Annotated in this window: 22 protein-coding genes and 1 riboswitch; of the genes, 9 read left to right on the forward strand and 13 right to left on the reverse strand. The window is 72.9% G+C overall.

The features are described 5' to 3' along the window. The first annotated feature begins 113 nt into the window (after positions 1–113). The 4 genes from RY076_RS12240 to RY076_RS12255 all read left to right on the forward strand — a co-directional run bounded on the left by RY076_RS12240 (position 114) and on the right by RY076_RS12255 (position 5,344). Positions 114–1,316: a methyltransferase domain-containing protein gene (locus RY076_RS12240; protein ID WP_323098321.1), complete on the forward strand. Its 1,203-nt coding sequence runs from the start codon at positions 114–116 to the stop codon at positions 1,314–1,316. Then, on the forward strand, positions 1,313–1,870 hold the full coding sequence (locus RY076_RS12245; RefSeq protein ID WP_323098323.1) for a DinB family protein: 558 nt from the start codon (positions 1,313–1,315) through the stop codon (positions 1,868–1,870). The genes RY076_RS12240 and RY076_RS12245 overlap by 4 nt, the downstream gene beginning before the upstream one ends. Then, a complete protein-coding gene (locus RY076_RS12250; RefSeq protein WP_323098325.1) occupies positions 1,854–3,014 on the forward strand; it encodes a DUF2332 domain-containing protein in 1,161 nt (386 codons plus the stop codon). Before RY076_RS12245 ends, RY076_RS12250 begins: the two co-directional genes overlap by 17 nt. Positions 3,015–3,187: 173 nt before the next feature. Next, positions 3,188–5,344: a CotH kinase family protein gene (locus RY076_RS12255; protein ID WP_323098330.1), complete on the forward strand. Its 2,157-nt coding sequence runs from the start codon at positions 3,188–3,190 to the stop codon at positions 5,342–5,344. Between the two features lie 75 nt (positions 5,345–5,419). Here RY076_RS12255 and RY076_RS12260 read toward each other — a convergent pair whose 3' ends face one another. The 3 genes from RY076_RS12260 to RY076_RS12270 all read right to left on the reverse strand — a co-directional run bounded on the left by RY076_RS12260 (position 5,420) and on the right by RY076_RS12270 (position 9,304). Continuing rightward, positions 5,420–6,607: a Fic family protein gene (locus tag RY076_RS12260; RefSeq protein WP_323098333.1), complete on the reverse strand. Its 1,188-nt coding sequence runs from the start codon at positions 6,605–6,607 to the stop codon at positions 5,420–5,422. A gap of 71 nt (positions 6,608–6,678) precedes the next feature. Then, a complete protein-coding gene (locus RY076_RS12265; protein ID WP_413785772.1) occupies positions 6,679–8,610 on the reverse strand; it encodes an alpha-amylase family protein in 1,932 nt (643 codons plus the stop codon). A gap of 73 nt (positions 8,611–8,683) precedes the next feature. Next, positions 8,684–9,304: an L-threonylcarbamoyladenylate synthase gene (locus RY076_RS12270; protein WP_323098337.1), complete on the reverse strand. Its 621-nt coding sequence runs from the start codon at positions 9,302–9,304 to the stop codon at positions 8,684–8,686. A 26-nt stretch (positions 9,305–9,330) separates the two neighbouring features. On the opposite strand from RY076_RS12270, the gene RY076_RS12275 reads away from it, so the two are divergent. Together RY076_RS12275 and lhgO are read left to right on the forward strand one after the other, a co-directional pair. Then, entirely contained in the window at positions 9,331–9,711 is a 381-nt protein-coding gene (locus tag RY076_RS12275; RefSeq protein ID WP_323098343.1) for a GNAT family N-acetyltransferase, read from the forward strand. Further along, complete coding sequence (gene lhgO, locus RY076_RS12280; protein ID WP_323098346.1) at positions 9,708–10,931, forward strand: L-2-hydroxyglutarate oxidase; 1,224 nt, start codon at positions 9,708–9,710, stop codon at positions 10,929–10,931. The genes RY076_RS12275 and lhgO overlap by 4 nt, the downstream gene beginning before the upstream one ends. Before the next feature lie 31 nt (positions 10,932–10,962). On the opposite strand, the gene RY076_RS12285 is transcribed toward lhgO, so the two are convergent. The 4 genes from RY076_RS12285 to RY076_RS12300 form a co-directional block, all read right to left on the reverse strand. Then, positions 10,963–12,153, reverse strand: coding sequence for an Mbeg1-like protein (locus RY076_RS12285; protein WP_323098350.1), 1,191 nt, complete (start codon positions 12,151–12,153; stop codon positions 10,963–10,965). A gap of 82 nt (positions 12,154–12,235) precedes the next feature. Continuing rightward, positions 12,236–13,528, reverse strand: a complete 1,293-nt coding sequence (locus tag RY076_RS12290) for an APC family permease (protein WP_323098352.1) — start codon at positions 13,526–13,528, stop codon at positions 12,236–12,238. A gap of 68 nt (positions 13,529–13,596) precedes the next feature. Continuing rightward, positions 13,597–14,223: a CE1759 family FMN reductase gene (locus RY076_RS12295; protein ID WP_323098356.1), complete on the reverse strand. Its 627-nt coding sequence runs from the start codon at positions 14,221–14,223 to the stop codon at positions 13,597–13,599. Further along, complete coding sequence (locus RY076_RS12300; protein WP_323098358.1) at positions 14,220–15,407, reverse strand: LLM class flavin-dependent oxidoreductase; 1,188 nt, start codon at positions 15,405–15,407, stop codon at positions 14,220–14,222. The genes RY076_RS12295 and RY076_RS12300 overlap by 4 nt, the downstream gene beginning before the upstream one ends. Positions 15,408–15,492: 85 nt before the next feature. Between RY076_RS12300 and RY076_RS12305 the strand changes: the two genes are divergently transcribed. Both RY076_RS12305 and RY076_RS12310 read left to right on the forward strand, forming a co-directional pair. Then, a complete protein-coding gene (locus tag RY076_RS12305; protein WP_323098360.1) occupies positions 15,493–15,969 on the forward strand; it encodes an NUDIX hydrolase in 477 nt (158 codons plus the stop codon). Positions 15,970–15,973: 4 nt separating this feature from the next. After that, positions 15,974–16,807, forward strand: a complete 834-nt coding sequence (locus RY076_RS12310; protein ID WP_323098363.1) for a TrmH family RNA methyltransferase — start codon at positions 15,974–15,976, stop codon at positions 16,805–16,807. 24 nt (positions 16,808–16,831) lie between these two features. On the opposite strand, the gene RY076_RS12315 is transcribed toward RY076_RS12310, so the two are convergent. Then, entirely contained in the window at positions 16,832–17,371 is a 540-nt protein-coding gene (locus RY076_RS12315) for a DUF1697 domain-containing protein (RefSeq protein ID WP_323098366.1), read from the reverse strand. 1 nt (position 17,372) lies between these two features. Continuing rightward, positions 17,373–18,239 carry a PhzF family phenazine biosynthesis protein gene (locus tag RY076_RS12320; protein WP_323098373.1) on the reverse strand — a complete coding sequence of 289 codons (867 nt, stop codon included), beginning with the start codon at positions 18,237–18,239 and terminating at the stop codon, positions 17,373–17,375. Between the two features lie 37 nt (positions 18,240–18,276). On the opposite strand from RY076_RS12320, the gene RY076_RS12325 reads away from it, so the two are divergent. Next, entirely contained in the window at positions 18,277–18,906 is a 630-nt protein-coding gene (locus RY076_RS12325) for a histidine phosphatase family protein (protein WP_323098375.1), read from the forward strand. A gap of 19 nt (positions 18,907–18,925) precedes the next feature. On the opposite strand, the gene RY076_RS12330 is transcribed toward RY076_RS12325, so the two are convergent. The 4 genes from RY076_RS12330 to RY076_RS12345 all read right to left on the reverse strand — a co-directional run bounded on the left by RY076_RS12330 (position 18,926) and on the right by RY076_RS12345 (position 24,960). Further along, positions 18,926–20,434 (reverse strand): glutamate--cysteine ligase, encoded by a 1,509-nt coding sequence (locus RY076_RS12330; protein WP_323098377.1) that lies wholly within the window; start codon positions 20,432–20,434, stop codon positions 18,926–18,928. A gap of 36 nt (positions 20,435–20,470) precedes the next feature. After that, positions 20,471–23,395: an aminomethyl-transferring glycine dehydrogenase gene (gene gcvP, locus RY076_RS12335; RefSeq protein WP_323098382.1), complete on the reverse strand. Its 2,925-nt coding sequence runs from the start codon at positions 23,393–23,395 to the stop codon at positions 20,471–20,473. A gap of 71 nt (positions 23,396–23,466) precedes the next feature. After that, a riboswitch (glycine riboswitch) is annotated at positions 23,467–23,565 on the reverse strand. A 100-nt stretch (positions 23,566–23,665) separates the two neighbouring features. Next, on the reverse strand, positions 23,666–24,250 hold the full coding sequence (locus tag RY076_RS12340; protein WP_323098384.1) for a MerR family transcriptional regulator: 585 nt from the start codon (positions 24,248–24,250) through the stop codon (positions 23,666–23,668). Between the two features lie 179 nt (positions 24,251–24,429). Then, the gene (locus RY076_RS12345; RefSeq protein ID WP_323098386.1) at positions 24,430–24,960 is read right to left on the reverse strand and encodes a bifunctional nuclease family protein; all 531 of its coding nucleotides are present in this window, start codon (positions 24,958–24,960) and stop codon (positions 24,430–24,432) included. Positions 24,961–24,982: the final 22 nt, after the last annotated feature.

Consider the following 24,982-nt stretch of genomic DNA (forward strand, 5'->3'; position numbering starts at 1 on the left):
GCGATCCATGCTCACCCTTGTAACGCCGATAATCGACATTATGTCATTTCAGTGGAGAGAACCCCTCTACCCGAGGAGGTAGACGACGCCCGGCGACCGTAGCCTTGGCCCCGATGCTGTGCGACTACTTCGATGCCGACCGGTGCCGCTCGTGCACCCTCATGGGCGTCCCCCACGACCACCAGCTGGCCGACAAGCAGCGACACGTCGTCGACGTCCTCGCACCGGTCACCGCCGGCGTCACGTGGCTGCCGCCGCACGCCGGTCCCGAGTCGCACTTCCGCAACAAGGCAAAGCTCGTCGTCGGGGGCTCCCCCGGTGCGGTGACGGTCGGCATCCTCGACCGCAGCGGCCTCGGCACCGACCTGCGCCACTGCGGCCTCTACGAGCCCGGGCTCGCCGAGCTCGTGCCGCGGGTCGCCGACCTGCTCGACGCGCTGGCGCTCGAGCCGTACGACGTGCCGTCCCGGCGCGGCGAGGTCAAGCACGTCCTGCTGACCCACTCCCCCGACGGGGACGCGATGCTCCGTTTCGTCCTCCGGTCGCAGAAGCACCTGGCGCTTTTGCGCTCCCGCTTGGCCGTCATCCTCGACACGCTGCCCGAGGTGCGCGTCGTGTCGGTCAACCTCCAGCCGGAGCACAAGGCGGTCACCGAGGGCGACGTCGAGATCCTCCTCACCGACGCCGACGTCCTGCCCATGCGTCTCGACGACGTCGAGCTGTTCCTGCGGCCCAACAGCTTCTTCCAGACCAACACCGGCGTCGCCACGGCGCTCTACCGGCAGGCCCGCGACTGGGTGGCGCGGGTCGACCCGGCCGTCGTCCTCGACCTCTACTGCGGCGTCGGCGGATTCGCCCTGCAGGCAGCCGTCGCGCCGGGCCGGGCCGACCGCGTGGTCCGGGGCGTCGAGGTGGCCCCCGAGGCCATCGTGTCGGCCCGCCGCAGCGCCGCTGCGCTCACGGCGTCGGGCGCCACCAGCGCGGACCTCGGCTTCACCGTGGGCGATGCCACCGACGTGACTGCGCTGCCCGGCGTGACCGAATCCGACTCGGGCCGTGGGCTCGTCGTCGTCAACCCACCCCGACGCGGCATCGGTCCACGTCTCGCTGCGTGGCTCGAGGCGTCGCCTGCCTCGCACGTGGTCTACTCCAGCTGCCACGTCGACAGCCTGGCCCGCGACCTCGGCGCGATGCCGTCGCTGCACGCCGTGGAGGCCCGCCTGTTCGACATGTTCCCCCAGACGTCGCACCACGAGGTCGCCGTCCTGCTCGAGCGAAACCCATTGCGCAGCAACCACTTCGGAGGCAGACCGTGACGACCACCCCGCCGCCGTCGGACCAGGCCGAGCCGGCGGCCCCGTGGACCGCGCCGCCCGTCGAGCAGCCGGGCGGCTCGCTCGTCGCCGGCGAGCGTGAGCTGCTCTCCGGGCTGCTCGCCTACCACCGGGCGACGCTGCTCGCGATCTGTTCGGGCCTGACCGGCGAGCAGCTGGCGACGCGCTCCGTCGAGCCCTCCGGGGTCAGCCTCCTCGGGCTGCTGCGTCACCTGCGCAAGGTCGAGCGCATCTGGTGGCGCCAGCGCGTCGGCGGCCAGGACGTCGTGCCGCTGCACGGGTTCGGTGAGGGGGTCGACCGCGACTTCGACGAGCTGGACCCCGAGCGCGCCGCCGAGGACTACGCGGCGCTGCTCGACGAGTGGAGCCGGGCCGACGCCGTGGCGGCTGCCCACGACCTCGACGACGTCGTGCGATCAGGTGGTCAACCCTTCAAGGTCCGGTTCGTCTACCTGCACCTCATCGGCGAGTACGCCCGCCACAACGGTCACGGCGACCTCGTGCGCGAGAGGGTCGACGGTGCCACCGGCTTCTGACCGGCACACCTCACGCGAGGGGGACGACGACGGCGCGGCCGAGCGCCTCGCGCACGTGCGGCGGCGGTTCCGCGAGTTCGGTGCGGAGTACGCGTCGCTCCCGCTCTACGGTTCCGTCAGCCGACGCGTCGCCGAGGACCCGGAGACCGCCGGGCTGCTCGTGTCGGCCCAGCCGGGACAGGCGCGTCCGGTGCTGTGGTTCGCGGCCCTGCACGACCTCGTCCTGCGCCGGCCCGACGTCCCCGCGGCCCGCTGGTACGCCAGCGTCGTGGGCCGGGACGCCCTGCCTGAAGGCGACCCGTGGCCCGACGTGCGCACCACGGTCCTGGACCACGCCGACGAGCTGCGGCAGCTCATGGCGACGCGCACGACGCAGACGAACGAGGTCAACCGGTCCGTGTACGCGGCCGCCGGTCTCGCCATGGCCACGACGGATCGCCCGGACGTGCCGGTCGCGCTCGTCGAGCTGGGCGCGAGTGCCGGGCTGCTGCTCGGTGTCGACCGCTACGCGGTCGAGCTGTCCTCGCCGCACGGGACCGTGGTCCTGGGCGACGCCACCTCCCCGGTGCGCTGCTCGGGGGTCGACCGCGCGGGCGTCGGCACCGCGCTGCATGCACGAGGTGCCGGGCTGCCGCCCGTGCGTGCACGGGTCGGGCTCGACCTCGCCCCCGTGGACCTCGACGACGACGAGGCGGTCCGCTGGTTGGAGGCGTGCCTGTGGCCCGACGTGCCGGGCCGGGTCGAGCGGTTCCGTGCGGCGCGGGGCCTGCTGCGCCACGACCCCCCGCTCGTCCTCGCGGGCGACATGGTCGACGGCCTGCACGACGCGGTCGGGCGTGCGCGCTCGCTGGCCGGGCCCGGCGCGCACGTCGTGGTCCTGACCTCGTGGGCCCTCACCTACCTCGAGGCGTCGCGCAGGATCGGGCTCGCGTCGGTGCTCGACGCGATCTCGCGTGAGGTGTCCGACCTCTCGTGGCTCACGGCGGAGCCGCCGGGCTGCGTCCCGGCCGTCCCCGTGCCGGACGGTGCCGGTGACCGCGGCACGGTCGTCGGGCTGAGGCGCTGGCGTGCCGGTCGTGAGGGCGAGCCGCGGGCGCTCGGCACGTGCCATCCGCACGGTGCCTGGGTGGACCTGAGCCTCTAGTCGGCCACCCCGGGTGTCTCGCCGGTCACGGAGTTCGCCGAACCACTGACGTGGGATGCGAGTCGTGCCTACCCTCGACGTATCGGGGCCGTACTGCGAATTCCGTTGCAGCAGAACGCATTACGGGAATGGGTGGTTTTTCACGCAATTCGGCCCCGGGAGGACGAAGCATCATGATGCTGCGACGACGGGGCGGTCTTGTCGCCCTCCTTGCCCTGTCCCTGCTCGTTCCGGCGTCGGTCGCCACGGCTCAGGCGTCGGCGACCGCCGCGGGTCCGTCGCCCAGCGCGGTCTCGGCGGCCCCGGTGCCGCCGACGAACCTGCCGCTCCTGTCGGTGGCGCTGACCGACCCGGACCCGACCAAGAACACGCTCGCGTACATCCACGCGTCCAAGGACAACTCCGTCGCGGCCACGGTCAACCTCGTCGACGGCTCCACCCCCGGCAACGACATCATCGACGCCGGCGCGACGATCAAGGGTCGCGGCAACTACACGTGGACCCTCGACAAGCGTCCGTACCAGATCAAGTTCACGACCGCCGTCGGCCCGCTCGGCATGCAGTCGAGCCGGACCTGGGTGCTGCTGGCCAACCACCAGGACCCCTCGCTGCTGCGCAACAAGATCGCCTACGACCTCGCCGACTCCTTCGGCCTGGCGTACTCGCCCGAGTCGCGGTACGTCGACCTGAGCATCAACGGCGAGTACCTCGGCAACTACCTGCTCGTCGAGAAGACCGAGGTCGGCACCAACCGGGTCGCCCTGACCAGCGACCACGGCGTGCTCCTCGAGCAGGACCCGATCCACGGCCGGGCGGAGCCGCACTACTTCCTGACCGCCCGCACCGGGACGTTGTTCGTGCTCAAGGACGCGACGCTCGGGGTGGACGACGTGCTCGACCCCACCGTGGCGGTCGCCTATGCGGAGATCCAGGCCGACGTCAACGCGCTGGAGACGGCGCTCTACGCGCCGACCCCGGACTGGCAGAGGATCAGCTCGCTCATCGACGTGGACTCGTTCGTGAAGTACGCCTTCATCCACGAGGTCACGGAGAACTACGACTTCGACCGCTCGAGCGTCTACTTCTACAAGAACGGGCCCGGCGACAAGCTCCACGCCGGGCCGGTGTGGGACATGGACGTCGCGATGGGCAACTTCACCCCGAAGATCTGGGGCGGCGACCCCAGCTCCGAGTATGTCAAGTCCACGACCTACCTCCGGGTGAAGCGGCACAACTGGTTCGAGACGCTGACGCGGAACCCGCAGTTCGTCGCGCTGACGAAGCAGATGTACGCCTCCACGTTCCGCAGCCGGATCGACGCGACCCTGGCCGAGATCGACGACCTGCGGGCCGACATCGAGGACTCGGCCCACCTGAACTTCCAGCGCTGGGACGGCAACCTCGGCTACACCACGGGCTCGTTCGAGCAGGGCGTCCGGTCGTTCAAGAACTGGATGTCGGCCCGCGCCGCCTACCTGCGACTGGCGTACGGCCCCGGCGTGCCGACCCTGACCTTCCCGGCGCATCTCGCCGGCACCGGGTGGCAGCCGGCGGTCTCGTCGGGCATGATCGCCGGAACGACGGGCGAGGCTCGGCGCCTCGAGGCCGTGCGGTTCGCGGTGTCGGGCACGACGCTGACCGGCGGGGTGCAGGGGGACGGCCACGTGCAGAACCTCGGCTGGATGGGCTGGGGCGCGCCCGGTGGCCTGGTGGGTACGACTGGTCGCGCCCTGCGGCTCGAGGCGGTCCGGCTGCGACTCACGGGTGAGCTCGCGTCGAGGTTCGACCTCTCCTACCGCGTGCACGTGCAGAACGTCGGCTGGATGGGCTGGGTCCGCAACGGCGCCACGGCCGGCACCACGGGCCGCGCGCTGCGCATCGAGGCCATCCAGGTGCGGCTGCTGGCCAAGGCGCCGTCGACGACGTACGCCGCCTACGTGCAGGGTCTCGGGTGGATGGCGGCCGTGAGCGACGGCGCGGTGAGCGGCACGACGGGTCGCGCGTTGCGTCTCGAGGCGCTGCGGATGTCCACCGCGCGACTGCCCTTCTCCGGGCAGGTCCAGTACCGCGCCGACGTCGAGGGCCTTGGCTGGATGGCCTGGACGACGACGCCGGCCATGATCGGCACGGTCGGTGAGTCGCGACGGATGGAGGCGCTCCAGGTCCGGCTCATCGGTGACCTCGCGACGTTCTACTCCGTCCGCTACTCGGCGCACGTGCAGGACGTCGGCTGGCAGCCGTGGGTCGTCGACGGGGCGACCGCGGGCACCGTCGGACAGGACCGGCGCCTGGAGGCGGTCAAGATCCAGCTCGTCCCGAGGGTCTTCTGACGCGTCGGTCGGTCACGAGCCCCATTGCATAATGTCGATTATGGGCGAATTACATTGTGGCACAGTGGGATTCGCTCACCCTACTCTACGACCGAGCCCGGCGGCGTACTGGTCGAGCGCCCGGAGCACGTCAGGTGCCCGATAGACCCGGTTGCGCCGATGCCCCGTCGACTCGACGACGATGCCGTCGGCGACGAGGCGCTGGATCGCGGTCTGCGCCGTGGGGGCGGTGACGCCGAGCTCCCGAGCCACGACGCGGGCCGTGACGACGGGCTGGCGGACGAGCAGGTCGAGCGCGGCCCGAGCCGCGGACCCGCCACGGGCCGTGAGCCGTTCGTCCCACTCGGCGCGGACGTCGCGGAGCGTGCCGACGAGCCGCTCACCGATGTGGGCGCCGCTGCGGGCGGCGCCGGCCACGCACCGCAGGATCGGCTCGGCGTCGCCGGCGCGGTAGGCGGTCAGTGCCGCGAAGTAGTCGTCGCGCACCGCGAGCAGGCCGGCCGAGATCGGCACCGTGACCCGATGGATCGCCCCGGTGTGCAGGAGCACCGAGTGGAGCAGCGCCCGCCCGGTGCGGCCGTTGCCGTCGGTGAACGGGTGGATCGTCTCGAACTGCGCGTGCGCGAGGGCCGCCTGCGCGAGCGGCGGCAGGTCGTCGCGGTCCATGAACGCGACGAGGTCGGCGACAAGCGTCGGGACGTCGGCGGCCACTGGCGGGACGTAATCGGCCTGGCCCGGGTGCAGGGGCGAGCCGCCGACCCACACCTGCTCGGTACGCCACTCCCCTGCCGCGTGTCGCACCTGCTGGGCCATGAGGGCGCGGTGCATCGCGAGAATGGCCGACTCGTCGAGCCGGCCCGCGAGGTCGAGCGCTGCTTGCATCGTGCGGACGTTGCCGAGGATGAGCGAGGCGTTGGCGCGGTTGCCCTCACCGATCTCGGCCTCGGCGAGCGCCCGGGCCGACGACGTGAGGTTCTCGATCTGCGAGCTGGCCGCGCTCTCCGAGCGCAGCAGGACCGAGGCGAACGGGGCGATCTCCCCCGCTCCCCCGGCATCGAAGGCCGCGAGCAGCCGGGTGGCCTCGTCGAGGTCGGCGGCGAGGTCGCCGGGCAGCACCAGCGACGCGTCGACGACCGTCGGCACGAGGGCGGCGTCGTAGGTGCGCGGGGTCGAGCGCAGGGCCCGGCGTGAGAGGTCGAGCAAGCCCTCGACGGGCTGCCACGGCACCGTACGGCGACCGAGCGTCGGCCAGCTGACTGCCACGTGGACCACCTCCTTGGTAAAGGTTATCGCACAACCTTTACCAAGGAGATGGGTCGTGGCCGGGGAACGGCTCACACCGACGCGTCGACGACCCACCACGCGGCGTACGGGCTGAGGGCGGCCATGCCGTCGGGCCCGGCGTAGACCGGGTGACCGCCGAGGGCGTCGACGGGCTGGGCGATCCCGGCCTCGTGCAGGTGCCGGACGGCCACGGTGCGCCACGTCGGGGTCACGTTGTAGACGCCGACCATCGGCCCGCTCGGGTGCGAACGCTCGACGACGAGAACGCCGTCGTCGCTGTCGGCGACGACGCGCACGGGGGCGGACGCGTGCAGCTGGGGCAGCGAGGCGCGCACGCGCGCGAGGTGGCGCAGGCCCTGGAACGCCTTGCCCGCGTCGGTCGCGAGGTCGGCCCGTCGGGTGGCGACGTCCCAGTCCAGGCGCTCCCGGTGGGCCCACCGGTTGTCGTCCTCGTGGCCGGGCTCGAGGTCCCACAGCGGGTCGTTGGGCAGGCCGAGCTCGTCGCCGCTCCACACGACCGGGATGCCGCCCCAGCCCGCGACGACGGCGTGGGCCAGGAACAGCCGTGCGAGGCCGAGGTCGCGCCCGTCCCGGTCACCGGCCTCCTCACCGGCCTGCAGCCCCGCCAGGGCCGCTGCCGTGCCGGAGATCCGCTTGTCGCCGGTGGCCGGGTTCGCCTGGAAGACGAGCCCGCGCGCCCACGAACCCGGGAACTCGCCGGCGTACCAGTCGGACAGGAAGCGGCGGTGGGCGAAGCCGTCGAGACCTGCCCGGGCCGCGTCCTCGTCGTCGATGGCCCAGCCGATGTCGTCGTGGCAGCGCACGTAGCAGATCCACGTGCCGCTAGGCGGGGTCGGCGGCAGCGACGAGAGCGCCACCCGCGCCAGGTGCGTACTCCCGGTCGCGAGCATCGACCAGACCTGCACCATGAGGCTGTTGTGGTACGCGAGGTCGCTGACGCGTCCGGCGTGGGCGCCGAGGCCGAGGTACTGCACGAGGTCGCGCGGGCCGACGATGGCCTCGGCCTTGAACGCGAGGGCGGGGCACGCGATCCGCGCGACGGCGCGCAGCGCCTGGGCCACGGCGTGCACCTCGGGCTGGTTCTGGCAGTTGGTGCCGAGCCGCTTCCACGTGAAGGCGATGGCATCGAGCCGAAGCACCTCGACGCCGAGGTTGGCCAGGTGCAGGACGATCTCGGCGTACTCCACGAGGACGTCGGGGTTGGACCAGTCGACGTCCCACTGCCACTCGTTGAAGGTCGTCCACACCCAGCCGCCGAGCTCGTCGTCCCACGTGAAGTTGCCCGGCGCGAAGTCGGGGAACACTTCGGGCAGGGTCCGCTCGTAAGCATCGGGCATGACCCGGTCGGGGTAGACGTGGAAGTAGTCGCGGTAGCGCGACTCCCCCGCGCGGGCCCGCCGGGCCCACTCGTGCTCGCGCGCGACGTGGTTGAGGACGAGGTCGAGGACCAGCGAGATCCCCTCGGTGCGCAGGGCCCGGGTCAGGGTCCGCAGGTCCTCGACGTCGCCGAGGTCGGGCCGGACGCGCCGGTAGTCCGCGACCGCATAGCCGCCGTCGTTGTCGCCGTCGCGCGGCAGCAGCAGCGGCATGAGGTGCAGGTAGGTGACGCCGAGGTCGCGCAGGTAGTCCAGGCGCCCGGTCATCCCCTGCAGGTCCTCCGCGAACCGCTCGGTGTAGCAGGCGTACCCGAACATGTCGGGCTGCTGGAGCCAGTCGGGCCGCAGGAGCCGCTTCTGGTCGAGGCGACGCAGCTCGGGGTCGCGATCACGGAAGCCCGTGACGGCGCGCTCGATGAGGCGCAGTGCGAGCGCCGACACGTCGTGCTCCGGGTAGAGCGTCGCGAGCGCCGTGACGAGGTCGTCGGTGAAACGGTCGAGGCGCAGCCGGATCGTCTCCCGCTCGGCGGGGTCGAGCCCCGCGAGCAGTGCCGTCATCGACTCCTTCGTCGGCGCGTGGCTCATGGGGCGATTGAACCCCACCGGAGGACGTCGCGACAGTGGGTCGCTCGTCGGCGCGCGCCGGGCACGCGTCGGCTCACTCGAACGGCGACGGGTCCCCGGCGCCGACGCGCGTCACCTCTGGGTAGCCCTCGGACCAGTCGACGACCGTCGTCGGCTCGAGGCCGCACTCCCCCGAGTCGATCACGGCGTCGACGACGTGGTCGAGGCGGTCCTTGATGGCCCAGCCCTCGGTCATCGGCTCGTCGTCCTCGGGCAGCAGAAGGGTGCTCGACAGGATCGGCTCGCCGAGCTCGCGGAGCAGCTCGCGGACGACGGGGTGCTCGGGGATGCGCACGCCGACGGTCTTCTTCTTGGGGTGCAGGAGGCGACGCGGCACCTCCTTGGTGGCGGGGAGGATGAACGTGTACGGGCCCGGGGTGGCGGCCTTGACGGCTCGGAAGACGGCGTTGTCGAGGTGCACGAACTGGCCCAGCTGCGCGAAGTCGGCGCACACGAGCGTGAAGTGGTGCTTGTCGTCGAGGTGGCGGATGCGCAGGATCCGCTCCTTGCCCTCGGGGTTGTCGAGGGTGCAGCCGAGGGCGAAGCACGAGTCGGTCGGGTACGCGACGAGACCGCCGTCGCGCAGCACCTGCACCGCCTGGCGGATCGCGCGCGGCTGGGGGTCCACCGGGTGGACGTCGAAGTACTTCGCCATGGGGCCCACCCTGCCATGCTGGGGCGATGAGCGAGCCCGCGAGCCAGCCCGAGGACGGCGCCGCCGACCCGTTCACCGTCGCCGACGCACCGGATGCCGGTCGCTGGGAGGTGCGCGACGGCGACCGCGTCGTCGGCATCGCCGAGTACGTCGTCGTGCCCGGCACCGACGGCCGGCCCGACCGGGTCGTCTTCTTCCACACCGAGGTGCGCCCGGAGGCCGAGGGCCACGGGCTGGCGAGCCGCCTGGCCCGCACCGCCCTCGACGCGACGATCGCCTCCGGGCACGCCATCGTCGCGCTGTGCCCGTACATCCGCGTCTGGGTGGCCCGCCACCCGGACCCGTACGCCGAGCACGTGGTGCCGGCCACGCAGGCCGACGTCGACGCCGTCGAGCAGGGCGCGTGACCGCCGGGCCGGCGCGGAGCCGCGTGGTCGTCGTCGGCGCCGGCATCGTCGGGGCCGCGGTGGCGCGTCGCCTCACGCGGCCCGGTCCGGGTGGGACGGTGCCCGAGGTGACGGTGCTCGAGAAGGAGGCCGAGCCCGGCACGCACCAGACCGGCCACAACAGCGGCGTCGTCCACGCCGGCGTCTACTACGCGCCCGGCTCGGACAAGGCGCGCCTGTCGCGGGAGGGGGTGCGGCGGCTCTCGGCCTACTGCCGCGAGCGCGGCCTGCCCTACGACGAGCTCGGCAAGGTCGTCGTCGCGCTCGACGCTGACGAGGAGGTTCGCCTGCGCGAGCTCGAGCGCCGGGCGAGCGCCAACGGCGTCCCCGGCCTGCAGCGGCTCGGTCCGGACGGCCTGCGGGACGTCGAGCCGCACGTCACCGGGCGGGCCGCGTTGCTGTCCCCGACGACCGCCGTCACCGACTTCGGCGCCGTCGCGCGGGCGTTCCTCTCCGACGCGTCGGACGCGGGCGCACAGGTCCTCACTCGTTTCGAGGTCGTCGACGTGCGGCGCCGGGACTCCGGACCGGTGCGGCTCACCGCTGCCGACGGGCGCGGGGTCACCGCCGACGTCGTCGTCGTCGCGGCCGGGCTCGGGGCCGACCGGCTCGCCGCCCTGGCCGGCGACGGACCGGAGCCGCGCATCGTGCCCTTCCGCGGTGAGTACCTGCGGCTGCGGCCCGAGGCGCGTCACCTAGTGCGGGGGCTCGTCTACCCGGTGCCCGACCCGCGCTACCCGTTCCTCGGCGTGCACCTGACCCGCCGTACCGACGGCGAGGTGCTGCTCGGGCCCAACGCCGTGCTGGCCACGGCCCGCGAGGGCTACCGGCGCGGAGACGTCGACGCGTCGCAGCTGCGCGAGCTGGTGGCCTCGCCCGGGTTCCGACGCTTCGCCCGGGCCAACGTGCGCACCGGCCTCCACGAGGTGGCCGGCTCACTGAGCCGACGCACGTACGTGGGCCGCGTCCGTCGCTACGTGCCCGAGCTGAGCCAGTCCGACGTGCTCCCCGCGCCCGCCGGAGTGCGGGCCCAGGCAATGGACGGCGACGGCTCGCTCGTCGAGGACTTCCGCTTCAGCCGCGTCGGCGCGGTGTTCTGCATCCGGAACGCGCCCTCCCCCGCGGCCACGGCGTCGCTGGCCATCGCCGACCTCGTCGTCGACCGGCTCGAGCTCGCCTGAGCCGCAGTGTGTTTCGGTGGTCGCCGGGGCGTCACTGCTTGCCGAAGTAGGTGCTCGCCTCCATGGCGTCGATGACCGAGGGCGCCTGGTGCTCGTGCACCGACCACCCGCCGAGGTCGGTGGCGACGTCGATGGCGCCGACCACGGGGCTGAGCGCGGCCCATCCCGACACCGACACGTGCGGCCCTTCGGCGGGGTCGAGGGCGATCTGGGTGCCGAGGGCGTCGGGGGCGAGGGCGTTGTCGCCGATGCCGAACGGGACGTGGTCGACGAAGGACCCGAGCGGGTTCTGCAGCGTCGTGAGCAGCTCGCCGCGCACGTGGTAGTTGCGGACCTGGTCGGCGGCGACGCCGAGGTGGCTGCCGCCGAGCGCCGCGGCGGCGAGCAGGGTGTTGGGGTGGACGCCGGCCGCGTTGAAGGTGACGGCCGGGTCACCGGTGGCGGCCGCCGCCGTGCTGGCCAGTCCGCCGCCGAGCGAGTGGCCGGTGAGGACGAGGTGCTCTGGACCGACCGCCGTGCCGAGGGCCTGGGCCAGGCGGATCGCCTGCAGGTGCTGGGCGCTCAGCTGCCCGGTGCCCTGCTGGACGTTGGTGGCCCAGTCGCTGACGCTCGTCGGGTCGGTACCGGCGAAGGCGAGGACGTAGCCGCCGTCGGCGTCGCGGTAGACCTGGGCCTGGAAGCCGCCCGGTCCGGTGAGTCGCGACGGGTCGATGCCGAGCGCCCGCAGGTCGTCGTCGGCGACGGGGCTGAAGCGGTCGGTGCCCTCGCCGTCGTAGACGCCCTGCGCGAGGTGTGCCAGCTCGAGGTCGATCGGCTGCGGCTCCGTGCCGCGGGTCTCGTCGGCCAGCGGCTCGGAGGCTTCGCTCCCGCTCGGGGAGGGGGCGAAGGGGAAACCCGGGACGCCACCGCCGCCGAAGGGCCACGGGAACACGGGCACCCCACTGCCACCGGCGGCCTCGCTCGCTCCACGTTGGGCGCGTGCGTTCTCACGCAAGCGGGAGGCGAGGTCGTCGAGACGCGTACCGAGGACGGACAGGTGCGCGGATGCCCGGCGCCAGTCGTCGGCGGCACGGTCGGCGTCGGCCCCGCCCCAGGCGTGTCCGATCGCTGTGACGGCGCGGGAGGCGTCGGCCCGCACGGTGTCGACGTCGCGCGCGCAGCGGGCGAGCTCGCCGGCGACGCGGTCGAGCACGACGGGGTCGGCACCCTTGCGGTACAGCACGGCACACCTCCTGACGACGGTGCGGCCACGCTAGGGCGCGCCGAGCCCGGAGTCCATGGGGAGAGGTCCCCCGTGCACGGCGTCAGGCGTGTCGCGAGCGCCGGACGCGGCGGACGACGAGCCGGCCTAGCAGACCGACCGCGAGCACGAGCGCCCCGGCGACGAGCGACGCGAGCGGCACGGCCCAGGCGAGGACGAGGCACCCGACGAGCCCGAGCACCGCGATCGGCCGCGGGTACCGCCGGTGCTCCGCTGCCTGGGTCAGGGCCGAGGCGTTGGCCACCGCGTAGTAGGTCAGCACGCCGAACGAGGAGAACCCGATGACGCCGCGCAGGTCGGTGAGCAGCACGAGCACGACGACGACGACGCCGAGGACGAGCTCGGCGACGTGCGGCACGGCGTAGCGGGGGTGGACGGCCGCGAGCGCTCGCGGCAGGTCGCCCTCGCGGGCCATCGCCAGGGTCGTGCGCCCGACGCCGGCGACGAGCGCGAGCAGCGCCCCGAGCGTGGCCACCGCTGCCGCCACGACCGCGACCCACGACAGCCAGCCGTCCAGGCCCTGGGCCACCTCGGCGAGCCGGTGCACCGGAGCCCGCGTGGCGGCCGTCGCGCCGGGTCCGAGGACGTGCAGGAGCAGGGCCGCCGTCACCGCGTAGAGCGGCAGGACGACGGCGAAGCTGAGGGCGACGGCCCGCGGGATGGTCCGGGTCGGGTCGACGACCTCCTCCCCCAGCGTCGCGACGCGGGCGTAACCGGCGAAGGCGAAGAAGAGCAGCGCCGCGCCCTGCAGCACGCCACCGACGCCGCCGGTGCCGGGCGCGGCGACGCCGCCGTCCAGGGGCGGCTCGCCCCAGCGCAGGACGGTTGTCGTCGCGAGGACGACGCCGAGCAGCACGAGGACGACGGTGACGAGCACGCGCGTCAGGGCCGCGGTGCGGGTGATGCCGCGGTAGTTGACGGCCACGAGGGCCACGACGACCGCCGCCGCGACCGGGCGCTGCCAGGCCGGCGGGGCCACGTAGACCGCGAAGGCGAGCGCCATGGCGGCGCAGCTCGCGGTCTTGCCGATGACGAACCCCCAGCCGGCGACGAACCCCCACCAGGGGCCGAGGCGCTCGCGTCCGTAGACGTACGTGCCTCCGGACGTCGGGTACTGGGCAGCGAGCTGGGCCGAGGACGCCGCGTTGCAGAACGCGACGACGCCGGCGACCAGCAGGGCGAGCAGCAGCCACGAGCCGGCCGACGCGGCGGCCGGCGAGAACGCCGTGAACAGGCCCGCGCCGACCATCGACCCGACGCCGATGAGGGTCGCGTCGGAGGTGGTGAGGCGCCGCGCGAGAGCGGGGACGGTCGAGCCCGTGGGAGTCGAGGTCACGGGCCCGAGTCTGCCCGGTCGCCCACCCGCGGCGCCTGATCGGCCTTGCGGGTGGGCGACGGGGTCTCTCAGGCGCTGAGGCCGTCGAGGAGGGCCGCGAACGGCGTCACGTCCTCGAAGGGGTCGACGCGCTCCCGGCGGGGGGCTCCGGTCAGCAGGCCGGCGAACGCCGAACCCGCGCGGGTGATGCGCTCCCCGAGCCGGCCCGCGTCGACGCTGCCCCAGTCCTCGGAGGCCGCGAACACGGCGACCGGGGCCACGAGCGCGCCGAGGTGGGCGAAGAGCGGCCGCAGCGCGTGGTCGATGGCCAGCGAGTGCCGGGCGGTGCCGCCGGTGGCCCCGAGCAGGACCGGGGTGTCGCGCAGGGCGTCCTTGGGCAGCACGTCGACGAGCATCTTGAACAGGCCGCTGTAGGAGGCCGCGTAGACCGGGGTCGCCACGATGACGGCGTCGGCCCCGGCGACCGCGTCGAGCCGGGACTGCAGCTCGGGGGCGGCGAAGCCGGTGAGGACGTTGTCGGTCAGCTCGTGGGCGACGTCGCGCACCTCGACGACCTCGACGACGACGTCGCGGGGCGCGAGGGCTGCGACGACGGCGTCGGTGAGGCGGTCGGCGAGCAGGCGCGTCGAGGACGGCTGGGTCAGGCCGGCCGTGACGACGGCGAGGTGGAGCGGCCGGTGCAGGTTCGTGGTCATCGGGTCACCTCCGCGGTGTCCTGGGTGCTGTCGGTGGTGTGGGTGCCGGTCTCGGGCGAGGCACCGGTGACGTCGTCGGCGGCGGCGTAGACCGTCGCGTCGTGGGCGCCGCCGGCCGCGGCGACGAGGCTGGTGTGGGTCGGGGCGTCCGGCACGTGGGCGGGCTTGAGGGCGGCGAACTCCTTGCGCAGCACGGGGACGACCTCCTCGCCGAGGATGTCGAGCTGCTCGAGGACCGTCTTGAGGGGCAGGCCGGCGTGGTCCATGAGCCAGAGCTGGCGCTGGTAGTCGCCGACGTAGTCACGGAACCCGAGGGTGCGCTCGATGACCTCCTGCGGGCTGCCGACGGTGAGCGGCGTCTGGGTCGTGAAGTCCTCGAGCGAGGGCCCGTGGCCGTACACCGGCGCGTTGTCGAAGTACGGGCGGAACTCGCGCACCGCGTCCTGGCTGTTCCTGCGCATGAAGACCTGGCCGCCGAGGCCGACGATGGCCTGGTCGGCGCTGCCGTGGCCGTAGTGCTCGAAGCGGCGGCGGTAGAGCTGCACCATCTGGGCCGTGTGGCTGGCCGGCCAGAAGATGTGGTTGGAGAAGAAGCCGTCGCCGTAGTACGCGGCCTGCTCGGCGATCTCCGGGCTGCGGATCGAGCCGTGCCACACGAACGGCGCGACGCCGTCGAGCGGGCGGGGCGTGGAGGTGAAGCCCTGCAGCGGGGTGCGGTGCTTGCCCTGCCAGTCGACGACGTCCTCGCGCCACAGCCGGTGCAGCAGGGCGTAGCTCTCGATGGCGAGCTCGATGCCCTCGCGGATGTCCTTGCCGAACCACGGGTACACGGGGCCGGTGTTGCCACGGCCCATCATGAGGTCGACGCGGCCGTCGGACAGGTGCTGGAGCATCGCGTAGTCCTCGGCGATGCGCACCGGGTCGGTTGTCGTGATGAGGGTCGTCGAGGTGGACAGGATGATCCGCTCGGTCTGCGCGGCGATGCTCGCGAGTAGCACGGGCGGGTTGCCCGGTGCGACGAACGGCGGGTTGTGGTGCTGTCCGGTGGCGAAGACGTCGAGACCGACCTCCTCGGCCTTCTTCGCGATGGCGACGGTCGCCTTGATCCGCTCGTGCTCGGTCGGTGTGCGACCCGTCGTCGGGTCGGTCGTGACGTCGCCGACGGTGAAGATCCCGAACTGCATGGCTCCCAGCTCCTTGGTTGTTGAGAATTCAACCACTCTAACGCAGGGTCCTCCTCGCCCATTCCCGGCGTGAAAGGCTGGGCACATGTCGCCGGTCCACGCCCTCGCCCGCACGGTCTGGCGCCGGATCGGGGGCCGGTGGCAGTGGCGGCTGCTGCGCTGGCGCCACGACACCTTCCTCGTCGGGCTCACCGGCGCCGTCACGACACGCGACGGCCGGGTCCTCGTGCAGGAGCACCGCTACTGGATGGGCAACCCGTGGGGGCTGCCGTCCGGCTGGGCCGAGGTCGGCGAGACGTGGGAGCAGGGCCTGGCCCGCGAGGTCCGCGAGGAGACCGGGCTGCGTCTCGAGGAGGTTCGGGTCCTGCGCGTGCGCCCGGTACCCGGCGCCCGGCGCGGGCCGCGCATCGAGGTCGTGCTCGCCGGGGTGCTGCCCGACGACGCCGTGCCGGTGCCCGACGGCAGCGAGGTGCTGCGGGCCGAGCTGCTGCCGCTCGAGGCGGCCCGGCAGCGGCTGCGCCCCGAGCACGTCGGGCTCCTCGACCTCGCTGTGACATCCTGACGCGGTGACCCCGCAGGACCGCCGCACCACCCGCCAGAGCACCGATCGTCCGAGCAGCGATCGCCACGGGTCCGAGCCCGTCTCGCCGAAGGACCGCTTCATCACGGTCTACGGGCGCAACCCGGTGCACGAGGTGCTCCTCGACGACGAGCTGCACGTCGACAAGGTCGTCGTCGCCGAGGGCGTGCGGGGTGCCGGCATCCGCGAGATCGAGCAGGCCGCGCGGCGTCGCGGCGTCCAGGTCCAGCGGGCGAGCGCCGACCGCGTCAAGAAGCTGGCCGGCAACGGCCGGCAGGACCAGGGTGTGCTCGCCGACGTCACGGCTCCTCGGATGCGCCCGCTCGACGCAGCCCTCGAGGCCTTCGACACCGACGCCTCCACCCTCGGTTCGGTCCTCGTCCTCGACGGCATCACGACCCCGGCCAACGTCGGCATGATCCTGCGCTCGGCCACGGCGGCCGGGATCGGCGGGGTCGTCGTCCCCCGCCGCGGCGTCGCCTCGCTCGACCCGCTCGTCGTCAAGGCGTCGGCCGGGGTGGCGTTCAAGGCACCCATCCTCAAGACGGCGACCGCGGAGGAGGCCGTCGCGGCGCTCAAGAGGCGCGGCTTCCACGTCGTGGGTCTCGACGCGTCGGGTGACGACGACCTCTTCGCCGCGCACCTGCGCGAGCCGGTGGCCTTCGTCCTCGGCAGCGAGACGGCCGGGCTCTCGCCCGAGGTGGCGCGCCTCGTCGACACGTGGGTGTCGATCCCGATGGCCTCGGGCGTCGAGTCGCTCAACGTGTCGGCCGCGGCCGCCGTGGTCTGCTTCGAGCTCGTCCGGCGCTCGCGTCTCTGACCGGCCGCCGGAGCCGGGCCTCCCTCAGCCGCCCCACTTGTCGGCGAGGGCGCGCACGACGGTGATGTTGCGTGCCGTGCCGACCGCGCCCGTCAGCTTCTCGATGCGGGCATTCGTCAGCCGCGAGCCCTGGACCCCGTCGGACAGGAACAGCACGATGTCGCCGCCGACGACCCGGGCGGCCTCGGTGGGCACGTCCCAGGCGTGCAGCGCCTCGACGCCCTCGGGTGCCAGGTCGCCGGTCATGAAGGTGACGTAGCGCCGGGCGTCCGACGTGATGGGTGAGTCGAGCGACTCGGCGTCGTCGGCGAGCCGGCGCAGCTGGGCGGGGGTGCGCACGACCACCGGCACGTCGAAGCCGAAGGCCTCGCTGATGAGTCGCCGCAGCTCCTTCTCGACCTTGGCGACGCTGCGCATCGACGAGGTGACCTTGACGTTGCCCGTCTGGATGTGGGTCTCGACGTCGCGGAACCCGTTGTCGGACAGCACGTTCCGCAGCCGCTCCATGCGCACCTGACGCTTGCCGACGTTCACGGCGCGGAGGAAGCCGATGTAGACGCCCATGTCAGCCCCGCTCCCCCGCCAGCACGCCGGACCCGACCCGCTCGACGCGCCCACCCACGTGCACCCGGCCCCCGGCGTCGACCTCGAGCACGAGACGCGACGGTCGGCCGACCGCCGCGCCCTGCCGCACCTCGATGGTCGCGTCGCGGTGTCCCTGCTCGGCCAGCCAGCCCCCGAGGTTGGCGCAGGCCGACCCGGTGGCCGGGTCCTCGACGACCGAGGCGTCCTGGGTGAAGAAGAGGCGCGCCTCGATCGAGGCCGGACCGGTCCAGGCCCACACGTAGACGTGCGGCGGCCACCCGGGAGAGGTCATGTGCTGCGCCATGAGGCGCGGGTCGGCGACGCAGGCCCGGACGTCCTCGGGCCCGCGCAGGCGCACGACGAGCTGCTCCACACCGGCATCGACCCACGCCGCGTCGCACACGGCCTCCACGCCCAGCCCCAGGGTGCGGGCGAGGTCGGCGGCACTCGCGGGGACCGGACGCGTGGTGGCGGCCGGGGCGTCGAGGCGCCAGCCGCCTGCCACGCGGTGCACGGGGATGCGCCCCGCCGGCATCGTCAGGTGGACCCGCTCGGGCGGGGCGGCGCCCCCGGCGGCCGCGAGCCCGGCGACGACCTCGGCGGTGCCGAGCGTCGGGTGCCCGGCGAACGGCATCTCGTGCCCGGGCGTGAAGATCCGCACAGACGCCTCCCCCGCGTCGTCGTGCCCGGTGACGAACGTCGTCTCGCTGAGGTTGAACTGCCGGGCCCAGCGCTGCATCGCGGCATCGGACAGGCTTGCGGCGCCGGTGAGCACGCAGAGCGGGTTGCCGGAGAACGGGTCGCCCTCGACGGCGAAGACGTTGAGCAGCTCGAAGGACAGGTCCATGAGGCGAGTCTGCCCGAGCGGGTGCGAGGATGGCGCCATGGCCCAGCGCGACGGCGTCGTCCCCGGCGACATCTACCTGTTCCGGCACGGCGAGACCGAGTGGTCGCTCACCGGCCAGCACACCGGCACCACCGACCTCCCGCTGCTGCCCGAGGGCGAGGCGGCCGCGCGCGAGCTCGCCGACATCCTGCGCCCCCGCACCTTCTCTCGCGTCCTCGTCTCTCCGCTCCAGCGGGCCAGGCACACGGCCGAGCTCGCAGGCCTCGGCGACTTCGAGGTCGAGCCGCTGCTACGCGAGTGGGACTACGGCGCCTACGAGGGCGTCACGACGAAGCAGATCAGCGCCGACATCGGCCACCCGTGGGAGGTCTTCGTCGACGGCGTGAAGCCCGGCGTCACCCCGGGCGAGACGATCGAGCAGGTGGCCGAGCGGGGCCGGCAGGTCATCGAGAAGGTGTGGCCCGCCCTGCAGGACGGCAACGTCGCCCTCTTCGGGCACGGGCACGCGCTGCGCGTCCTCACCGCCGCCTACCTCGGGGTCGACCCGCGCTTCGGCCAACAGCTGGTCCTCGACGCCGGATCGATGAGCGTGCTGACGCACCACCGGTCCACGCGGTGCATCGGCTCGTTCAACCTCTCGCCCTGGCGCCTGCTCAAGGACGCCTGACCCGCGACATCCCGACGCGTCACGGCGCCGAGGGCAGCTCCCACGTGTGCACCGGCTCGTTGGCCATCATCCCCTCGATGTAGCGCCCGAGCATCTCGCGCAACGCCTTGTCGCGCGTCAGACCGCGGGCCTCGAGCCGGGCGACGCACTCGGTCTGCCACGAGGCCCCGTTGACGCCAGTGAGGCAGCGCTGCTCGATCATCGTCAGGTAGCGGTCGCGGACCGCCGAGGACACGCCCCACCGCTCGAGGCCCTCGTGCGCCATCGGCAGCAGGCGGCGCAGGACGAGCTCGGTCGTCGGCACCTCGCCGAACCCGGGCCAGTACGAGCGGGCGTCGATGCCGAGGCGGGCGCCCTCCTCGAAGTTCGCCTCTGCCGCAGAGAAGCTCATCCGCGTCCACACCGGGCGGTCCTCCTCGGCGAGCACGCGCAGGGTGCCGTAGTAGAACGCGGCGTTGGCGAGGACGTCGGCGATGCTCGGACCGGCGGGCAGCACCCGGTTCTCGACGCGCAGGTGCGGGCGGCCGCCGACGATGTCGTAGATGGGCCGGTTCCACCGGTACACGGTGCCGTTGTGCAGCCGCAGCTCCTTGAGCTCGGGCACCTCGCCGCGTTCGAAGACGTCCTCGGGCTGCTCCTCGGAGATCTCCGGCAGCAGGGCCGGGAAGTAGCGCACGTTCTCCTCGAACAGGTCGAAGATCGAGGTGATCCAGCGCTCCCCGAACCAGACCCGGGGCCGGACGCCCTGGTTCTTCAGCTCGACCGAGCGGGTGTCGGTCGACTGGGTGAACAGCGGGATGCGCGTCTCGGCCCAGAGGCGCTGGCCGAGGAAGAACGGGGAGTTGGCGCCGACGGCCAGCTGCGGGCCGGCGAGCACCTGGGCGGCGTTCCAGTGGTCGGCGAACCGCTCTGGCTGCACCTGCACGTGCAGCTGGATCGAGGTGCACGCCGACTCGGGCGCGAGGCTGTCGGAGTAGCGGGCGATCCGTTCGCCCGTCGGTCCCTCGAGCTCGAGCCACACGTCCTCGCCCCGCGCGTCGAGGACGGCGTTGTTGAGCGCGGCGTAGCGGATGTTCTCGCTGATCCAGTCGCCCTCGAAGTGCTCGGACATGATCGTCGGCAGGATGCCGATGGCCACGATGCCGACGCCGAGGTCGGCGGCCCGGGCCGAGGCCTGGTTCAGCGACTCGCGCAGGTCCTTCTCGAGCTCGAGCGCCGAGTCGCCCGGCAGCGGCCGCGGGTGGACGTTGAGCTCGATGTTGTAGCGGGCGAGCTCGGTCTGGAAGTTCTCGTCGGCGATCTGCTCGAGGACGGTCTTGTTGTCGAGCTTCGGACCGAGGTCCTCGGACACGAGGTTGAGCTCGATCTCGAGGCCCGTCATGGGCCGGTCGAACTCGAACTCGCTCTTGCCGAGCATGCGTTCGAACACGTCGAGGTCGCGCCGGACCTTCTCCCGGTACTGCTGTCGCTGTTCCCGGGTGTACCTGGCCTGCTCGACGTCGGCTCCCACGAAGCGAGACAACCACATGTGGGAGCCCGACGCGAGCCAATCGGGCCGGGGTGTTCAGCCCTCGAACGCCTCCGGCGGCGGGCACGAGCAGACGAGGTTGCGGTCGCCGTAGGCGCCGTCGATGCGGCTCACCGGCGGCCAGTACTTGTCCGGGGCGCACACCCCGACCGGGAAGGCGGCCGTGGCGCGGTCGTACGGGTGGTCCCATTCGCCGGCCAGGCGCATCGAGGTGTGGGGCGCGTGCCGCAGCACGCTGTCGGCCACGGGGACCTCGCCGCGGCCGACCTGCTCGATCTCGTCGCGGATCGCGATCATCGCGTCGCAGAACCGGTCGAGCTCGTAGAGGTTCTCCGACTCGGTGGGCTCGACCATGAGCGTGCCGGCGACCGGGAAGCTCATCGTGGGCGCGTGGAAGCCGTAGTCGATGAGCCGCTTGGCGACGTCGTCGACCGTGACGCCGGTGCGAGCGGTCAGGGCGCGCAGGTCGAGGATGCACTCGTGCGCGACGAGGTCGTCGGTGCCGGAGTAGAGCACCGGGTAGTGCTCGCGCAGCCGGGCGGCGACGTAGTTCGCGTTGAGGACGGCGGTCTGCGTGGCGTGGCGCAGGCCCGCACCGCCCATGAGTCGCACGTACGCCCACGAGATCGGCAGGATGCTCGCCGAGCCGTACGGCGCCGCGGAGATCGGGCCGACGCCGGTCTCGGGCCCCGCCTCCGGCGCGAGCGGGTGGTTCGGCAGGTGCGGCGCGAGGTGGGCGCGCACCGCGACCGGTCCGACGCCGGGGCCGCCGCCACCGTGCGGGATGCAGAAGGTCTTGTGCAGGTTGAGGTGGCTGACGTCGGCGCCGAACTTCCCGGGCTGGGCCAGGCCCACGAGCGCGTTGAGGTTGGCGCCGTCGACGTACACCTGGCCGCCGGCGTCGTGGACGAGCTCGCACAGCTCCGTGATGGTGTCCTCGTAGACGCCGTGGGTCGAGGGGTAGGTGACCATGATCGCGGCGAGGTCGTCGCGGTGAGCCTCGATCTTGGTGCGCAGGTCGTCCATGTCGACCGTGCCGTCGGGGGCGGTCTTGACGACGACGACCTTGAGGCCCGCCATGACGGCCGAGGCGGCGTTCGTGCCGTGCGCGCTCGCCGGGATGAGGCAGACGCGGCGGTGGCCCTCGCCGTTGGCCTGGTGGTAGGCGTGGATCGCGAGCAGGCCCGCGAACTCGCCCTGGGAGCCGGCGTTCGGCTGCAGGGACACGGCGTCGTAGCCGGTGATCTCGCAGAGCCACGCGGCGAGGTCGTCGATGAGGGCGCGGATGCCCTCGGACTGGTCGGCCGGCGCGAACGGGTGCAGGTTCGCGAACTCGGGCCAGGTGACGGCCTCCATCTCGGTCGTCGCGTTGAGCTTCATCGTGCACGACCCGAGCGGGATCATGCCGCGGTCGAGGGCGAAGTCGCGGTCGGCGAGCCGGCGCAGGTAGCGCAGCATCGCGGTCTCGGAGTGGTGCGCGTGGAAGACCGGGTGGGTGAGGAAGTCCGACGTGCGCGCGAGCGTCGCGGGGACGCCGGACGCGTCGGCCTCCCCGGATGCGACGGTGCCCGACGCGTCGACGCCGAAGGCCGCGAGGATCGCGGACACCGTTGCGGCCGTGGAGGCCTCGTCGAGGCTGAGGGAGACGCGGTCGGCGTCGACCCGGCGGAGGTTCATGCCGCGGTCTGCAAATGCCGCGACGACGTCGTCGGCGCGCCCGGGGACCACGACGGTCAGCGTGTCGAAGAACGCGGTCGTCTCGACGTCGACACCCCCGGCGACGAGCTGCTCGCGCAGGGCCGTGGCGAGGCCGGTGACGCGGCGGGCGATCCCGACGAGCCCGGCCGGGCCGTGCCACACGGCGTACATGCTCGCCATGACGGCGAGGAGGACCTGGGCGGTGCAGATGTTCGAGGTGGCCTTCTCGCGGCGGATGTGCTGCTCGCGGGTCTGCAGCGCGAGCCGGTAGGCCTGGTGTCCGTCGGCGTCGACGGACACACCGACGAGGCGGCCGGGCAGCTGGCGCTCGAGGCCGCGGTGCACCGCCATGTAGCCGGCGTGCGGGCCGCCGAAGCCCATCGGCACACCGAAGCGCTGGGCGCTGCCGACGGCGATGTCGGCGCCCCACTCCCCCGGCGCCGTGACGAGGGTCAGGGCGAGCAGGTCGGCGCACGCCGTGACGAGCCCGCCGGCCGCGTGGACGGTCTCGGTGAGCGTCGCCCAGTCGTGCAGCTGGCCCGACGCGTCGGGGTACTGGAGCACCACACCGGCGACCGGCGCGCCCTCGGCGACCGCGGCCAGCGCGTCGGCGTCGGTGACGGGGCGCAGGTCGGCGACGACCAGCGGCAGGCCGATCGCCTCGGCGCGGGTGCGCATGACCGCGATGGTCTGCGGGAAGACGCGCTCGTCGACGACGACGACGGCCTCGGCCTTCGCGCGGGTGGCCCGGTGCATGAGCGACATCGCCTCGGCCGCCGCGGTGCCCTCGTCGAGCAGCGACGAGCCGGCGACGTCGAGGCCGGTGAGGTCGGTGACGACGGTCTGGAAGTTGAGCAGCGCCTCGAGGCGGCCCTGGGAGATCTCCGGCTGGTACGGCGTGTAGGCCGTGTACCAGGCGGGGTTCTCGAGGACGTTGCGCTTGACGACCGGCGGCGTGACGGTGCCGTAGTAGCCGAGGCCGATGAGCGAGGTGAGCACCGTGTTGCGAGAGGCGAACCCGCGCAGTTCGTCGATGACGGCGCTCTCGCTGGGGGCGGCCTCGATCGCCAGCGGCAGGTCGGAGCGGATGGCGCCCGGGATCGCCCGGTCGCAGAGGACGTCGAGGCTCGGCTGGCCGACCACCTCGAGCATCCGGGCGACGTCGTCCTCACGAGGACCGACATGGCGGCCGACGAAGTCGGCGAAGCCCTCGGTTGCGGTGGTGAACGCCGCGGTCTCGGCGGCGAGCTGGTCGGTCGACATGCGGGGCTCCTGGCGGGATGAGCGGATGACACACACGCTCCCCGTCTGTCACCCACCGGCTCCAGAGGTGCCTCGCCCGCGTGGTCCTGGCGCCTGAGAGGTTCCGGGGATGTTGCCCCTTCGGCGCCTCGCAGGTGGTGACACCTCGAGGACTCTCCCACGCGGGGTGATCGGCACCGCCAAATCTACCAGCCGACGCAGCAGGGCCCGCCCGGACGTACCGGGCGGGCCCTGCTGGTGCTGGTGTCGCTGTGGGTGTCGCTGGTGGGCTCAGGCCATCTTGCGGGCCTGGCGGCGCGCGGTGAGCTCGTCGCCGGGGTGGTCGGCCGGGGCCTCGTCGTCGGGACGCTCGCTCGGCAGCTGTGCGAGCTCGCCCTCGACCTCGCGCCACACGCGTCCTACGGCGATGCCGAAGACGCCCTGCCCGCCCTGGACGAGGTCGATGACCTCGTCGGCCGACGTGCACTCGTAGACCGAGGCGCCGTCGCTCATCAGGGTGATCTGGGCGAGGTCCTCGACGCCGCGCTCACGCAGGTGGCTGATGGCGACGCGGATCTGCTGGAGCGAGACGCCGGTGTCGAGCAGGCGCTTGACGACCTTGAGCACGAGGATGTCGCGGAAGCCGTAGAGCCGCTGGGTGCCCGAGCCGGTGGCGCTGCGCACCGACGGCTCGACGAGGCCGGTGCGGGCCCAGTAGTCGAGCTGCCGGTAGGTGATGCCGGCGGCGCGGCACGCGGTGGGCCCGCGGTAGCCGATGTCGTCGGCGAGGTCGGGCAGGTCGTCGGTGAAGAGCAGACCCTGGGCGCTGCTGGGCACCGTGCGGCCCGGTTCGGGCGCGTTCTCCATGGCGGCCATGCCGTCCTCCTCAGGGCGGGTCTGCGCGACACGCGCAGACGACATCGGGATAACTACACACACGTCGTTATCCGACGGTAGGACGCGGGTAGGTGGGCGTCAATCACCGGGCGCTGCCGGCGTCGGCGTGTCGCGACGTCCGGGCCCACCTTCACCTTCCACTTCAACCTGAGGGTTGGTCACTCCCCCGGGCCGGGCTGCCCGGGACGGCCCGGGTCACCCTGCTCATCCGGCTCACCGCCGGAGGGGCCCTCGAAGTCCTCGGCCGACACGTGGTCGAGAAACTCCTTGAAGCGCTCCACCTCGTCGTCCTCCTCCGAGCTGACGACGATCGCCGCCTCGTCGAGGATCGCGGGGTCGACGAGCACCGGTGAGCCGGTGCGCAGCGCGAGGGCGATCGCGTCGCTCGCCCGCGAGCTGATCTCGACCGAGCCGTCGACGACGAGCGCGGCGTGGAAGACGGAGTCCTTGAGGGCGACGATGCGCACCTCCGTCAGCTCGTGGCCCAGGACCGCCAGCACGTCGCGCAGCAGGTCGTGGGTCAGCGGGCGCGGAGGCACGACACCCTGCTGGGCGTAGGTGATGGCTGCCGCCTCGGCGGCACCGATCCAGATCGGCAGGTACCGACCGCCGTCGCGCTCGCGCAGCAGCACGATGGGGTTGTTCGTCGGCATCTCGACCCGGACGCCCAGGACATCGACCTCTCTCACGACTCCACCGTACCCCGGGCCT

This window comes from Intrasporangium zincisolvens, from assembly GCF_034724055.1.
GTDB lineage: Bacteria > Actinomycetota > Actinomycetes > Actinomycetales > Dermatophilaceae > Monashia > Monashia zincisolvens.

What these genes read in the sequence shown, in the direction of transcription:
- RY076_RS12240 (WP_323098321.1), top strand. Translation starts at nt 114, where the DNA reads ATGCTGTGCGACTACTTCGATGCCGACCGGTGCCGCTCGTGCACCCTC.
- RY076_RS12255 (WP_323098330.1), top strand. Translation starts at nt 3,188, where the DNA reads ATGATGCTGCGACGACGGGGCGGTCTTGTCGCCCTCCTTGCCCTGTCC.
- RY076_RS12265 (WP_413785772.1), bottom strand. Translation starts at nt 8,610, where the DNA reads ATGAGCCACGCGCCGACGAAGGAGTCGATGACGGCACTGCTCGCGGGG.
- RY076_RS12270 (WP_323098337.1), bottom strand. Translation starts at nt 9,304, where the DNA reads ATGGCGAAGTACTTCGACGTCCACCCGGTGGACCCCCAGCCGCGCGCG.
- RY076_RS12275 (WP_323098343.1), top strand. Translation starts at nt 9,331, where the DNA reads ATGAGCGAGCCCGCGAGCCAGCCCGAGGACGGCGCCGCCGACCCGTTC.
- RY076_RS12295 (WP_323098356.1), bottom strand. Translation starts at nt 14,223, where the DNA reads ATGACCACGAACCTGCACCGGCCGCTCCACCTCGCCGTCGTCACGGCC.
- RY076_RS12300 (WP_323098358.1), bottom strand. Translation starts at nt 15,407, where the DNA reads ATGCAGTTCGGGATCTTCACCGTCGGCGACGTCACGACCGACCCGACG.
- RY076_RS12305 (WP_323098360.1), top strand. Translation starts at nt 15,493, where the DNA reads ATGTCGCCGGTCCACGCCCTCGCCCGCACGGTCTGGCGCCGGATCGGG.
- RY076_RS12315 (WP_323098366.1), bottom strand. Translation starts at nt 17,371, where the DNA reads ATGGGCGTCTACATCGGCTTCCTCCGCGCCGTGAACGTCGGCAAGCGT.
- RY076_RS12320 (WP_323098373.1), bottom strand. Translation starts at nt 18,239, where the DNA reads ATGGACCTGTCCTTCGAGCTGCTCAACGTCTTCGCCGTCGAGGGCGAC.
- RY076_RS12325 (WP_323098375.1), top strand. Translation starts at nt 18,277, where the DNA reads ATGGCCCAGCGCGACGGCGTCGTCCCCGGCGACATCTACCTGTTCCGG.
- RY076_RS12330 (WP_323098377.1), bottom strand. Translation starts at nt 20,434, where the DNA reads ATGTGGTTGTCTCGCTTCGTGGGAGCCGACGTCGAGCAGGCCAGGTAC.
- gcvP (WP_323098382.1), bottom strand. Translation starts at nt 23,395, where the DNA reads ATGTCGACCGACCAGCTCGCCGCCGAGACCGCGGCGTTCACCACCGCA.
- RY076_RS12340 (WP_323098384.1), bottom strand. Translation starts at nt 24,250, where the DNA reads ATGGCCGCCATGGAGAACGCGCCCGAACCGGGCCGCACGGTGCCCAGC.